This is a genomic window from Zoogloea sp. GDB6 (assembly GCF_056724105.1).
In genome coordinates, this window is sequence record NZ_CM161497.1 from 971,066 (window position 1) to 983,649 (window position 12,584).

The window sequence follows — 12,584 nt, forward strand, 5'->3', positions numbered from 1 at the left end:
CTCCGGGAGGCCTGTTTCGGAGCTCATTCCGTCCTGGTGGCCGAAAGAACTGCCAGGCAAGGTCGTGGCAGTGCGCGTGGCAGGCCCGATGGCAGCATGCTCGGCGCTGTGGGTGCGTAAGTAATTGATGTGAAAGGGGGTGTCGTTGTGCATTGGGATGGCATGGATGTTGATTAGCCGGAGCTGATACAGCGTGACCACCACCGCCAGCCCAACCGAGAGGATTCCATGCCCACCACGACCCTGCCGCCCGCCTTCGGCGGACCCGAATCTCCCCGCGATCCGTCCCGCCGGACCCTGCTCATCGCCACCGCCGGAGCCGGCGGGGCGCTGGCCGTGGCCGCCGCCGCGCCCTTCGTGGCGACGCTGACCCCGTCCGAGCGGGCGATGGCCGCCGGGGCGCCGGTCGAGGTGGACATCGACAAGCTCGCGCCGGGCGAGCTGATGGTTGTCGAATGGCGCGGTAAGCCGGTGTGGATCCTGCGGCGTACCCCCGACATGCTGGCCGCGCTGGCCCGAGCCGAGCCCCAGCTGGTCGATCCCCAATCCGGCGTGGCCTCCCAGCAGCCCGATTACGCCCGCAACACCCATCGCTCGCGCAATCCGGAGATCTTCGTGGCGGTCGGCATCTGTACCCATCTCGGCTGCTCGCCGTCCAGCGCCTTCCAGGCCGGTAACCCGGCCCTCGGCGCCGACTGGCCCGGCGGCTTCCTGTGCCCCTGCCATGGCTCGACCTTCGATCTGGCGGGGCGGGTCTTCAAGAACAAGCCTGCACCGACCAACCTGGAGATCCCGCCCTACAAGTACCTCAGCGACACCCGTCTGCTGATTGGCGCGGACGATGCGGCGGCGGCCTGAGGTCGGTGGAGGATGGCCATGCGCAAGATTCATCCCGACGCGGGAATGCCCGATGACACAGACCCCGGGCTGCGGCGGCTGTCCCTGCTGACCGGCGTCCTGCTGGCCGTGCTGTTGACGGCCTTTCCACACATCGCGCTGGACCGCTGGGGCGTTGCCGACCCGCTCGCTGCCCTGTGGCTGCTGTGGGCGATGGTCGCCGGATTCGCGAGCGGCTTCGGCGCGCTGCCCGCGTGGCGGCCGCTGCGGCTCGCCGCATCCAGCCAAGCCTGCCTGTCCGCGCTCGTGATGGCCGTGCTGCGGATGGCGGGGCATTGAGGAGCGCCGCAATGTACTTCCGGCAGTTCTTCGACCCGCAGACTTCCGCGATGAGCTACCTGTTCGCCCCGGCGGAAGCGGCGGCGGCGGTCGCCGTCGATCCCAATCCCGATCCCTGCCAGGCGCTGTTGCTTCAATCCCTGCTGGCCGAGCGCCGCTTCGAGCTGCGGATGATCCTGCTGACCCATGTCCATGGCGACATGCTGGAACGCCTGGCCCATCTCTATCCGGCGGTGCCGTTGGTGGCCGGCGCGCCGCCGGGCGGCGGCGAACGCTACCGGGCCGCCGGCGATGGCGACACGCTTCTCGTCGGCGCCGAGGCGATCCGCGTGATCGCCACGCCCGGCCATACGCCGTTCAGCGTGAGCTACCTGTGGCAGGACCGCCTGTTCTGCGGCGACGCGCTGGAGCTGGGCGGCTGCGGCCTGGCGGAAGGGGAGGTCTGCGATCCGGGGCGCATCTACGACTCGGTCGTGCACCGGCTGTTCACGCTGCCCGACGAGGTGCTGGTCTTTCCCGGCCATGACGTGCATGGGCGCACGGTGTCGACGATCGGCGAGGAACGCCAGCGCAACCCCTTCTTCCTGCCGCGTTCCCGCGATGCCTTCATGACTGCTTTCCGGGAACGCCAGCGGCCGAAGCCCGCTGGCTTCCGTTTCGATTCCCAATCTCTTTGAATCAGGAGAAAACCATGGCCTTGATGATTACCGAGGAATGCATCAGCTGCGACGTGTGCGTTCCCGAGTGCCCTAACGAAGCTATTTCCCAGGGAGACGACATCTATGTGGTCGACCCCGCCAGATGCACCGAATGCGTTGGCCACTTCGATGAGGCACAGTGCATCCAGAGCTGTCCGGTGGACTGCATCGTCCATGACCCGGCACATGTGGAGAGCCGGGACGAACTACATGCGAAATACGAGCGGACGAGGGCTTGAAGGAAAGACCGTTCAGTCTGCTTCGGCCAGCAGCCGATCCCGCTCGAAGCACCAGTGCCAGGGCTCATAGAGATAGCCCTCGGGATTGTTGCGCGGGAAAGACAGGGTATAGCCATGACCTGCCGCATGGGCGTTCAGCCACACGAAGGCGGCGGTGTCTTCGAAGGACGCGTCCGCCGGCGGACAGCCCGGCGTCGTCACGTCGATGGCGCAGCCGGTGTGGTGTTCCGACGTGCCCGGAATAGCCAGCACGCTCAGGATGTCGGCCAGCGCGAGGCCATTGTCCAGCTTGCGGCGGATCAGCTCCGCCTGGCGCTCGATGCTGCGGAAGGCCGATACCAGCTCCAGCACGACCCCGTCCGCTGCCGCCGCGGCCTGCATCTCCCACCACGCCTGGGCCGCCCGCGGCTGCAGCAGAAAGCCCCGGGCGGCAAGGGTTTCCACCACGACCAGGTCCTGCGCTTCCACGAACACCGGCAGTCCGCGCCGGGCGATCTCGCTGGCCGGGATGCCGAGTTGGTGGAGGAGGTCGGGCAGCTGCGTCTGCGGGCTGGAAAGAGAGGGAGCCATGGCCGTGGGCGTGAAGGGGGGGGCCGATGAGGCCCGCCGCTATCCTAATACGAAGGCCGTGCGACAGGCACGCCGCAGCGGTGCGTGTCCGTCCTCCCGCTGGGGGACAGGCTCAGTTTGCGTGGCGCAGCTTGCCCGCGTGGCTGCCATCAGCCGGTCAGGCCAGAACATCCCCGGCACCGTGGCGGGCCCGGTAGTCGCTCGGTGACAGGCCGGTCCATTCGCGGAAGGCGCGGCGGAAGCTGCGTTCGTCGGCGAAGCCGAGCACGTCGGCAACCTCGCGGATCGGCTCCCGGCCGCGCAGCATGCGCTGCGCATGGAGGGAGCGGGCCGCCCGCGACAGTACGCTGTAGCTGACGCCTTCCCGGTCGAGCATGCGCGCCAGCGTGCGGCGGCTGACCCCCATGTAGCGGGCCATCTCCTCCGACGAGCGGATCTCGCGGATGTGGTCGGACAGGAACTGCAGCGGCGTGCGGGCGCCCGGCACCTCGGCGCTGTCCACCTGGGCGCACAGGCGCAGCAGCTGGGTCCGCACGTCGGAATTGGGCACGCCGGTCGGGCGCTGGATCCACTCCCGCGTGAAATGGATCTGGGCGATATCGGCGCCGAGTTTCACCGGGCAGCCGAAAAAGTCCTCCAGGGCCTGCCGGGAAATACCTTCGGAATTCGTCAGCTCCACCTGCCGCGCAATCGGAATGCCCGGCGTGCGCGAGCGGGATACCGACAGGCAATTGACGAAATGGAATAGCTCGAGGGCGCTGCGCATTTCCGGGTCGTGGAATTTCGGAATATGCTGCATGCGCAGTCCGCCATCGCCGCCGGTTTCCGGCAGCGCACTCCACGCGGTGCGGAAACTGCGCGCGCAGAAGCGGATGCCTTCCTCGCCGGTGGGAAAAGCCATGGCCGCCAGCCCGATGAGGCCGAAGCTGGCGAAATTGACGCGCGACGCGTGATTGAAAAGGGATTCCCCCTTGTCGGCGCCGTGCCACAGCCGTTCGAGGATGCGCCGCAGGTCCACGTAGGAGATCACCATCGACGGCCAGTCCTGGGCCGACACGTCGAGCCCCAGCTCCCGCTCCAGCGCGGGCGGCAGGGCGCCCCGTTCGCGGGCCCAGGCGATCAGCCCGGACAGCTGGTAGAGCGTGAACTGGCGGTCGTGGATGCCGATGTCCCAGCCCCGGGCGGCGCCGTAGCCCGCAGTGGAAACCGTGTGGCGCAGATTGTCCGGGTCCAGGTATCCCATCGGGGCTCTCCATGATCGGATTGGTGGGCGTCGCCGGGTACGCGGCGGGCGTGAATGGGTATCGGGAGCGGCGGCTTCTTGCGAGGCCCAATAGGGAAAGTCGAAAGGCGCGGCAGTCCGCCGCCAGGCGCCCCGGAAAAAATATAACAAAGGCGCAGCGTGCCCCAAACGCAATCCTTGCGATAAGCAATCCATTAATCCTTCTAAACGTGGCACGGATTGTCCTTCTCCGAGGAGGGGGCGCTCGCCAACAATAGCGTCCAGATTTGGCGATGGGCCCCGCCGCGAATTGGACGGGGCACCGGAACCAATACCCTTTTATTCATTCATTTATTTCCGACCATGGCCCCGCCCAGCGAATCCACTCTTGCCGCGCCATTGCCGCCGGCCGATCGCCTCCCGAATCCGGCCGACGCCGCGGCGTCCCGCGACTGGGGCGCGCATGCCTCCCTGGCGCTGCTGCTGGCCCTCGGCGTGGTCTGCGTGATGGACGCGATGATCATTGCGTCGCTGCTCACGCCGATCAAGAACGAGTTCGGCTTCAGCGACGAGCAGATCGGCCGCCTGTCATCCCTGTTCACCCTGGCCGGCATCGTCGGCGCGCCGGTCTTCGGTTTCCTCGCCAACCGCCTCGGGCGCAAGGTGGTGCTGCTGGCCGGCGTGCTGCTGTGGAGCGTGGCGGCGGCGGCCACCGGGCTCGCCGAGGGCTTCGCCGGCCTGCTCCTGTGGCGCATCGTCACCGGCTTCGGCGAGGCCGCCTACAACAGCCTGGCGCCGAGCTGGCTGGCCGATCTGTACCGCCCCAAGTGGCGCAACCTGGTGTTCTCGCTGTACATGCTGAAGAACAAGATCGGCGCCGCGCTGGCGCTGGCCGTCGGCGGCTGGGTTGCCGCCCGGTATGGCTGGCGGGCTGCCTTCTTCGTCGCCGGGGTGCCAGGCATCGCGCTGTTCCTGGCGCTGCTGTGGGTCCGCGAGCCGGAGCTGGGCGGCAGCGAGGCGCGGGCGGCCGATGGCAAGCCGGTCGAACGGCCTGACTTCCGCGCCAGCCTGGCGGTGTTCCGCAGCCCCGGCTACGTGCTGCATGGCGTGGCGCTGGTGTTCTTCTTCACCGCCATGTCGGTGCAGATGTGGATTCCGGCCTTCCTGCACCGCGTCCATGGGCTCGCCAACCAGCAGGCCTCGGCCTTCCTGGCCCAGACGCTGCTCTTCACGCTGCCGGCCGGGCTGATCGGCGGCTACCTGTCGAGCCTGTTCCTGCGCCAGTACCGCTGGGGCTTCCCGGCCTTCCTGAGCAGCACCTCGGTGATCGCCGCGGCGGCCTTCACGCTGGCCTACACCACCGCCGACCTGGCCCTGGCGCAGGTCCTGATCGTCGCCGCCATCACCAGCTTCGGCCTCAGCGCCGGCACGCTGACCACGCTGGTGGTGGAGACCGTGCCGCCGCGCCTGCGCAACAGCGCCGCGGCCTTCTCGGTGGTGCTGACCTCCGGCGTGGCCGGCGTCATCGGCCCCGAGCTGGTCGGCGTGCTGTCCGACCGCTACTCCCTCGCCACCGCGGTGCTGGTGGCGCCGGCCTGCTACCTGGCCGCCGGCCTGGTCTGGCTGGGGCTGGCCGTGGCCATCAAGCTGAGCCCGGCCCGCGTGCTGCCCACCGCGTCCTGAACTTCCCCCGCAACCCGCAACGAAAGCCTGCCATGAGCCTCATCACCGCGACTCCCGAACGGGACGCCGCCCGCGCCGCTGCGCCCGCCGACCTCCGCTTCGAGCCCTATCCCGGCGACTGGATCGCCGCCGCCCGCGCCCTCGCCGCCGAGCTCAAGCCCGGCGCCGCCGAGCGCGACCACCAGCGCATCCGTCCCGCCGACGCGATCCGCCGCCTGCGCGAGACCGGCATCGTCAACCTCTTCTACCCGCGGGAGCACGGCGGGGGAGGGGGCAGCGTGCGCGACGCCGCCTGGTCGGTGCTGGAGATCGCCCGCGGCGACGGCTCGGTGGGCGCGCTGCTGGGCTTCCACATGTACAACTCGGCGGTGCCGCTGTTCCACGACTTCACCGGCGACAACGCCGCCATCGTGCGCCAGGCCACCGCCGGGCGCTGGTACTGGGGCAACGTGACCCAGTACGTGAACCGGGAGTTCTTCGCCACGCCCCACCCGGATGGCGGCTACGTCATCAACGGCGTCAAGAAGTGGAACACCGGCGCGCCCCTCGCCAACGTCACCACCGTGCTGGCCGAGCACAGCAACCGCCAGCACTTCATCTACGGCTACCTGCCGACCGACCGGGAAGGCATCCGCTTCCACGACGACTGGAACCCCATCGGCCTGCGCGGCGCCGACTCCAGCACCGTCAGCTTCGACAACGTGCGCCTCTACGCGGACGAGGTGATCCCGTGGAAGCATGCCGGCGCCCAGCGCAGCGTGCTGCCCTTCTGGACCACCTTCGGGGCGCTGTACTACTCGGCGGTGTACCTCGGCTTGGCGCTGGCCGCGCTGGACGCCGCCCGCGACTACGCGCTGCACGACCGGCGCCAGTCGATCCTGCCGGGCGCCAGTTCCATCGGCGGCGATCCGCTGGTGCAGACCCAGTTCGCCGATCTGTGGATCAAGGTCGAGGCGGCGCTGGGCTACTTCGACCGCTTCATCGCCGACCTGCAGGCAGGCTGGGACGGCCGCGCCCACATCGACGAGGACGGCCTGTCCGAGCTGTCGGTGAAGTCCCTCGGCCTGCGCTCCCACGCCTCGCAGATCGCGCTGGAGGTGACGCCGCGGGTCTTCGAGTTCGCCGGCGGCCGCGGCACCAGCGCCGCCAACGACTTCGACCGCTACTGGCGCGACGTCCGCACGCTGGCCTCCCACGACCCGCTGGTCCTGTCCCTGCGCCTGGTTGGCGACTACGCGCTGAACGGCACCCTGCCGCGCTTCCCGTCGCGTTTCCCCGAACCCGCCCAGGCCTGATCCGCCCCCCGACCCCGAGAGAGAACCCGACCATGACAAAGATCATCGACTGGCACACCCACTGGCTGTCGCCCCGCGCGCTGGCCTTCCTCGAAACGCGCGACGCCGCGCCCCGCGTGCAGCGCCGCCCCGACGGCGGGCTGGAGTTCCTGGTGAACAGCTCGGTGCTGTCCCGTGCGATCCCCATCGGCCCGACCTTCTTCGACGGGCCGACGCGCATCGCCCACATCGACGAGGCCGGCATCGACCACCAGGTGATCTCGTGGCCGACCACGCTGGGTGTCGACCCGGCCCTCGACGCGGCGGCCTCCCGCACGCTGTTCGGCGACTACAACGACGACCTGGCGGAGCTGGTGTCCCGCCATCCGGGCCGCCTCAGCGGCCTCGCCGCGCTGACCACCGCCGACGTCGAATGGTCGGCCCGCGAGCTCGACCGGGCCCACCGGGAGCTGGGCCTGATCGGCGCGGTGCTGCCGGCCGGCGCCTTCCTCAGCCTGGACGGCGCCCGCCACGTGGCGCCCATCCTCGAAGTGGCCCAGCGCCACGGTAGCCACCTCTACCTGCACACCGGCCTGGCCCATCCCAGCGTGCCGGGGCAGTGGGCCCATCCGCCGGCGGCCGACGCCGCCACCGCCCGCTGGCTGCTGGAATCCACGTCCCAGTTCTCCGCCGCGTGGATCACCCTGGCCCTCACGGATTACCTCGAACGCTACCCGGACGTGACGGTGCAGCTCGCCATGCTCGGCGGCATCCTGCCGGCGCTGGCCGGCTCCATCGACGCGCGGGGCCGCAAGGAAGGCCTGCCGCCGCAGCTGCCGGCGCTGCGCCGGGTGTATATCGACACCGGCGTGCTCGGCAGCGATCCGCAAGCCCTCGGCCTGGCGGTGCGCGTGCTGGGGGCCGAGCGGATCCTCTTCGGCTCCGACTACCCGCTGGTGCCGAGTGCACCGGTGCTGGCCGCGGTGCGCGGCAGCGGCCTCGACGCCGTAACGCTGCAGACCCTCTTCAACAACGGGCGGGAGATTCTCGAACGCCTGGCCCGGGCCGCCTGAGCGCCGCCCGGCCCCGCATCGACCCAGGAGATTCCGATGACCGTGACCCTCGGCGCGGCCCCGCCCGCGCCCACCGCCACCCCGACCCGCAGCGCCCTCAGCCTGACCCGCTGCCCGGCGGTGCCCACCGCCTCGGCGCTGGCCTACCAGCTGGGCTACCTGCAGGACGAGTTCGCCGACGAGCCCGGCTTCGACGTGACGTTCAAGTCCATCGGCTTCACCGGCAAGCTGGCCTACGCCCACCACGAACGCCTGTGGGTCCGCAACGCCGGCCACGCGCCGGCGGTGTGGGCGCGCGCCCACGGGGTGGATAACCGCATCGTCGCGCTGGCCTGGCTGGAAGGCTCCTACCCGCTGAAGGTGCTGGCCGCGTCCGGCATCGCCACGCCGGCCGACCTCAAGGGCCGCCGCGTCGGCATCATCGGGCGGGCCGAGCAGGCCTTCGACCTGATGATCGCCCAGCAGCTCAAGCTCTTCTCGGCGGCCCTCGCCACTGCCGGACTCAGCCTTGCCGACGTGCAACGCGTCGATCTGCCGGCGCCGCCCCATTCCACCGAGCCGGGGCCCGACGGGCTGCGCCGCGACTATTTCAGGGAGCAGGCCGCGGTGCTCGCCGAAGCCCTGCGCACCGGGCAGGTGGACGCGGTGTTCGCCCGCCTGCCGGCCGATGTGGAGGCCGAACTGGGCATCCGTACCGTGTATGAGAGCCGCGACAACCCGGACCCGCTGGCCCGCGTGCATCCCTCGGTGCTGCGCGGCCTGGCGGTGAGCGGGGCGCTGCTCGAGGAACGGCGCGACATCGTGGTGCGCTACCTGGCCCGCCTGCTGCAGGCTGCCGAATGGGCGCTGGCCCACCCGGACGAGACCGTGACCTTGATCGCCCGCGACTTCAACGTCGCCCCGCAGACCTTGGCCGGCGCCTACGACAGCGTAGCCCAGGGGGTGCAGATCGACCTGGACGCGGACAAGGTCGCCAGCCTGCGCGTGCAGAAGGACTTCCTGCTCGAGCACGGCTTCATCCCGCAGGACTTCGATATCGGGCCGTGGGTGGACCCGGCGCCCCTCGCCGAGGCCCGGCTGCTGCTGGCCGACTGGAAGGCCGCCGGCAAGGTCTAGCCCGGGTCCCGATTCCCGACCCTTATTCCCCTTTTCCATTGAAACCGAAACGGCCGGCTGCGCCCCTGGCGGGCGGGCCGTGCCCTCTTGCGCGGAGAACACAGTGCATCACGTAAAGCGATTCAAACGACAGCGCATCGCCCTGGCCGTTGCCGGCACCCTGATCGGCTTCGGCAGCGTCCCGGCCGCCTGGGCTGCCGACGGCGAGGCAGACAGCGCCGCCCTCGACACGGTGGTCATCACCGCCACCAAGCGCTCGGAAAAACTGCAGGAGGTGCCCGCCGCGGTGACCGCCATCAGCGGCGCCGACATCCAGGACGCCGAGCTGCGCAGCACCAAGGACGTGGCCAAGTTCGTGCCGGCGGCCCAGGGCTGGAACACCGAGAGTCGCGCCCGGCCGCGCTTCTTCATCCGCGGCGTCGGCTCCAACGAAGCCACCAACAACGCGGTCAATCCCATCGGCTTCTACTCCGACCAGGTTTACTACAACAACAACCTGTTCCAGGGCGCGCCGCTCTACGACCTGCAGCAGGTGGAAGTGCTGCGCGGGCCGCAGGGCACCCTGTGGGGCAAGAACACCACCGGCGGCGCCTTCCACTTCATCTCCAAGAAGCCCACCTTCAACACCGACGGCTACGCCCGCTTCGAGGCCGGCAGCTACGGCACCCGCGTCGCTGAAGGCGCCATCGGCGGCGAACTGCAGGAAGGCGTGCTGGCCGGCCGTGCCGCCGTGCATTACGAGGAGCGCGGCGGCCTCGCCACCAACACCGTGACCGGCCGCGATGTTGGCGACTTCCGCGACTTCGCGGGCCGCTTCCAGCTGCTGGCCCTGGTGACGCCGGACTTCGACGCCAGCCTGGCCCTCAACCTGCGCAACCTGGAAGGCACGCAGAACCCCTGGTATTCGGTCACCCGCAACGGCGCGGCGGACCTCTACGGCTATGTGGCGCCCATCGGCAATGGCAACGGCGATCGCCGCCACGTCGCCTACAACGTGGACCTGCCCCTGCGCGTCGAGACCCAGGGCCTCAACCTGACCCTCAACTGGGCCCTCGGCGGGCTGACCCTCACCTCAATCACCGCCGTCGACCACGGCCGCCGCTGGGGCGTGGCGGATTCCGACTACACGCCTTACGAATACAGCACCGGCAGCAACGCGCGCTCCTACAACCGTAACAGCGTGACCCAGGAGAGCCAGGAGTTCCGCCTCGCCTCGCGCAAGGACCAGGACCTCAGCTGGATCGCCGGGGCCTACTTCTTCCACGACAAGAACGACTCCTTCACCACCAACGCCAAGCTCACCGGCACCACGGGCACCCAGTCGTACAACTACACGGCCTACACCCAGGACACCCGCAGCACGGCCCTCTTCGGCAGCGCCGGCTACCGCGTGAACGAGCGCTTCAAGCTCAACGGCGGCGTGCGCTACACCCGCGAGACGGTCGGCATCGACCTCACCACGCGCATCGCGTCGAGCGCCGCGGCCTTCCCGGTGGCGGCCGACTGGTGGTCGCCGGACTCCCTGGGCGCCGCCGCCACCAGCACCTACTACTCGACCAACGGGCGGGTGGAGAACAGCTGGTCCAACCTCGGCTACGACTTCACGCCCGAGTACCGCCTGGCCACCAACCAGCTGGTCTATGTGCGCCACGCCAGCGGCTTCCGCTCCGGCAACTACAACACCTACATCACCCCCAACGGGGTGCCCGGCGTCTCGCAGTTCTCGGTGGTCAAGCCGGAGAAGCTCAAGTCCTACGAGGTGGGCTACAAGAGCAGCTGGCTCGACCAGCGCCTGATCTTCAATACCAGCGCCTTCCACTACGATTACAAGGACATGCAGCTGGTGGTGAACCAGGTGTTCGGCAGCGCCTTCTACCCGACGTTGATGAATGCCGGCGCCGGCGAGGTGGACGGCATCGAGTTCGAGACCCAGTTCCAGGCCACGTCGGCCCTCAAGCTGCGCGCCAACCTGAGCAGCCTGCGCACCAAGTTCAACGAGCTCACCGCAGGGGGCAAGAGCTACGCCGGCTTCAACTTCGCCCGCGTGCCGCGCGTCACCAGCCTGCTCGGCGCCGACTACCGCCTGCCCGTCGCCGGCGGCAGCCTGCTGCTCAGCACCGACTGGAGCTACACCAGCCAGGTGAATTTCAACGTCACCGACAACACCGACCCCTACGCCATCCAGGAAGCCTTCTGGCTCGGCAGCCTGCGCGCCGCCTACACGCTGCCCGGCAGCAAGGTCACCGTCGGGGCCTACGTGAACAACGTGACCGACCAGCGCTACAAGAACCAGGCCATGCTCTACCAGGGCGGCACCAACGCCACCAACGGCCACTACCCGACCGGCTACGGCGAGCCGCGCATCGTGGGGCTGAGTCTGAGCTTGAAGTACTGACAAGCACGGGCGCGCGCAGGCGCCCGCTTGTTAACTGAAAACGGAAGGCAAGCATCCGTCATTGGATGATTGCCTTCCGTTTTTCGGATGAATTTGCCGAAACTTCGGATCGCGAGCTCGAAACTTCGGGTTCGGAACTCGAAGTTTCGACCGGATTGCTCGAAGTTTCGAGCCCGGAGTCCGAAACTTCGAGCTTTGAGTCCGAAGTTTCGGTGATTCAGGTCGAAGTTTCGGATGTTGAGCTCGAACTTTCGGGGGCGGAGCTCGAAAGGCGGAAAGTATTCTTCCGTTTTCGCCGTTCCGGAGTCGAAAGGGCCGCCGCCGTTGCCCGCTTACGGTTTCTGCTTGCCCAGGTACTGCAGGTAGGCGACCAGTTCCCAGATCTGTTCTTCGCTGAAGGCGCCGCCCCACGGGGGCATCACGTCGGCGCCCTGGCGGCCCTTGGAGATGGTCTCGTAGGCCACTTCGGCGGGCAGGTCGGTGCGGCCCTTGAAGTCGGGGGCGCGGCCGCCGACGCCTTCGAAGCCGTGGCAGTAGCCGGCACAGGTCTTGGCGAAGCGGCGCTTGCCGGCGTCGATGCGGGCCTGGTCGTTGAGGTCGAAGGGAGCCAGCGGGCCGGTGCCGTGCCCGGCGGGCGTGCTGGCGATGCGCTGCACGTAGGCGACGAGCTGGTCGATCTCCTTCGCTTCGAGCACGGTGCCCCACGGCGGCATGGCCTTGTCGCCGTGCTTGCCGTGGATGATGCGGTCGCGGATGCGTTCTTCGGGCAGGTCGCTGCGGGACGCCAGCTTGGGGCCGTAGCTGGCGTTGGCGCCGCCGGGAGCCACGCCGGCACCGCCTGCGCCGTGGCAGCTCACGCACAGCTTGTCGAAACGGTTGTGGCCGGCGGCCACCAGGGCCTTGCCTTCGTCGGGCGGTGGGGCGACCGCGTGGGCCGGGGCGAACAGGGCGAGGAGCAGGGCGGGTGCGAATGTCCGCAGGCGGATGGGGAGGGCGTTCATGGTCTTGTCTCCGATTGGAACTGGGGTCTTGTTGGGGCGAATTCATCCGCCCTCTGTGCGTCGATCCACCTCCGTGGGCGAATGAATTCGCCCCAACGGGATAACGGGGAATAAAAAAGGGGTGTGGCACCTGGAGG

General features: G+C 69.0%; 12 protein-coding genes. 9 read left to right on the plus strand and 3 right to left on the minus strand.

Annotation, left to right across the window (positions count from 1 at the left end):
- Positions 1-228: 228 nt before the first annotated feature.
- Genes petA through AC1PQG_RS04370 form a run of 4 tightly spaced genes read left to right on the plus strand, consistent with a single transcriptional unit; the run spans position 229 to position 2,113 of the window.
- Positions 229-858, plus strand: a complete 630-nt coding sequence (gene petA / locus AC1PQG_RS04355; protein WP_481121432.1) for a ubiquinol-cytochrome c reductase iron-sulfur subunit — start codon at positions 229-231, stop codon at positions 856-858.
- Positions 859-876: 18 nt separating this feature from the next.
- Positions 877-1,176, plus strand: coding sequence for a cyd operon YbgE family protein (locus tag AC1PQG_RS04360; RefSeq protein WP_481121433.1), 300 nt, complete (start codon positions 877-879; stop codon positions 1,174-1,176).
- An 11-nt stretch (positions 1,177-1,187) separates the two neighbouring features.
- Entirely contained in the window at positions 1,188-1,853 is a 666-nt protein-coding gene (locus tag AC1PQG_RS04365; protein WP_481121434.1) for an MBL fold metallo-hydrolase, read from the plus strand.
- Positions 1,854-1,867: 14 nt separating this feature from the next.
- The gene (locus AC1PQG_RS04370; protein WP_481115463.1) at positions 1,868-2,113 is read left to right on the plus strand and encodes a YfhL family 4Fe-4S dicluster ferredoxin; all 246 of its coding nucleotides are present in this window, start codon (positions 1,868-1,870) and stop codon (positions 2,111-2,113) included.
- A gap of 12 nt (positions 2,114-2,125) precedes the next feature.
- On the opposite strand, the gene AC1PQG_RS04375 is transcribed toward AC1PQG_RS04370, so the two are convergent.
- Together AC1PQG_RS04375 and AC1PQG_RS04380 are read right to left on the minus strand one after the other, a co-directional pair.
- Positions 2,126-2,683 (minus strand): M15 family metallopeptidase, encoded by a 558-nt coding sequence (locus tag AC1PQG_RS04375; protein WP_481121435.1) that lies wholly within the window; start codon positions 2,681-2,683, stop codon positions 2,126-2,128.
- A gap of 157 nt (positions 2,684-2,840) precedes the next feature.
- Entirely contained in the window at positions 2,841-3,926 is a 1,086-nt protein-coding gene (locus AC1PQG_RS04380) for an AraC family transcriptional regulator (protein WP_481121436.1), read from the minus strand.
- A 342-nt stretch (positions 3,927-4,268) separates the two neighbouring features.
- Between AC1PQG_RS04380 and AC1PQG_RS04385 the strand changes: the two genes are divergently transcribed.
- The 5 genes from AC1PQG_RS04385 to AC1PQG_RS04405 all read left to right on the plus strand — a co-directional run bounded on the left by AC1PQG_RS04385 (position 4,269) and on the right by AC1PQG_RS04405 (position 11,446).
- A complete protein-coding gene (locus AC1PQG_RS04385) occupies positions 4,269-5,588 on the plus strand; it encodes an MFS transporter (RefSeq protein WP_481121437.1) in 1,320 nt (439 codons plus the stop codon).
- Between the two features lie 32 nt (positions 5,589-5,620).
- Positions 5,621-6,883 (plus strand): acyl-CoA dehydrogenase family protein, encoded by a 1,263-nt coding sequence (locus AC1PQG_RS04390; protein WP_481121438.1) that lies wholly within the window; start codon positions 5,621-5,623, stop codon positions 6,881-6,883.
- Between the two features lie 32 nt (positions 6,884-6,915).
- Positions 6,916-7,935, plus strand: coding sequence for an amidohydrolase family protein (locus tag AC1PQG_RS04395; RefSeq protein ID WP_481121439.1), 1,020 nt, complete (start codon positions 6,916-6,918; stop codon positions 7,933-7,935).
- Between the two features lie 36 nt (positions 7,936-7,971).
- Positions 7,972-9,051 (plus strand): ABC transporter substrate-binding protein, encoded by a 1,080-nt coding sequence (locus AC1PQG_RS04400; protein WP_481121440.1) that lies wholly within the window; start codon positions 7,972-7,974, stop codon positions 9,049-9,051.
- A 103-nt stretch (positions 9,052-9,154) separates the two neighbouring features.
- On the plus strand, positions 9,155-11,446 hold the full coding sequence (locus AC1PQG_RS04405; RefSeq protein ID WP_481121441.1) for a TonB-dependent receptor: 2,292 nt from the start codon (positions 9,155-9,157) through the stop codon (positions 11,444-11,446).
- Positions 11,447-11,778: 332 nt separating this feature from the next.
- Here the strand turns inward: AC1PQG_RS04405 and AC1PQG_RS04410 are convergent, their stop codons facing one another.
- Positions 11,779-12,447 (minus strand): c-type cytochrome, encoded by a 669-nt coding sequence (locus AC1PQG_RS04410; RefSeq protein WP_481121442.1) that lies wholly within the window; start codon positions 12,445-12,447, stop codon positions 11,779-11,781.
- Positions 12,448-12,584 lie beyond the last annotated feature (137 nt).

What these genes read in the sequence shown, in the direction of transcription:
- AC1PQG_RS04370 (WP_481115463.1), top strand. Translation starts at nt 1,868, where the DNA reads ATGGCCTTGATGATTACCGAGGAATGCATCAGCTGCGACGTGTGCGTT.
- AC1PQG_RS04375 (WP_481121435.1), bottom strand. Translation starts at nt 2,683, where the DNA reads ATGGCTCCCTCTCTTTCCAGCCCGCAGACGCAGCTGCCCGACCTCCTC.
- petA (WP_481121432.1), top strand. Translation starts at nt 229, where the DNA reads ATGCCCACCACGACCCTGCCGCCCGCCTTCGGCGGACCCGAATCTCCC.
- AC1PQG_RS04395 (WP_481121439.1), top strand. Translation starts at nt 6,916, where the DNA reads ATGACAAAGATCATCGACTGGCACACCCACTGGCTGTCGCCCCGCGCG.
- AC1PQG_RS04385 (WP_481121437.1), top strand. Translation starts at nt 4,269, where the DNA reads ATGGCCCCGCCCAGCGAATCCACTCTTGCCGCGCCATTGCCGCCGGCC.
- AC1PQG_RS04365 (WP_481121434.1), top strand. Translation starts at nt 1,188, where the DNA reads ATGTACTTCCGGCAGTTCTTCGACCCGCAGACTTCCGCGATGAGCTAC.
- AC1PQG_RS04360 (WP_481121433.1), top strand. Translation starts at nt 877, where the DNA reads ATGCGCAAGATTCATCCCGACGCGGGAATGCCCGATGACACAGACCCC.
- AC1PQG_RS04410 (WP_481121442.1), bottom strand. Translation starts at nt 12,447, where the DNA reads ATGAACGCCCTCCCCATCCGCCTGCGGACATTCGCACCCGCCCTGCTC.
- AC1PQG_RS04390 (WP_481121438.1), top strand. Translation starts at nt 5,621, where the DNA reads ATGAGCCTCATCACCGCGACTCCCGAACGGGACGCCGCCCGCGCCGCT.
- AC1PQG_RS04380 (WP_481121436.1), bottom strand. Translation starts at nt 3,926, where the DNA reads ATGGGATACCTGGACCCGGACAATCTGCGCCACACGGTTTCCACTGCG.
- AC1PQG_RS04400 (WP_481121440.1), top strand. Translation starts at nt 7,972, where the DNA reads ATGACCGTGACCCTCGGCGCGGCCCCGCCCGCGCCCACCGCCACCCCG.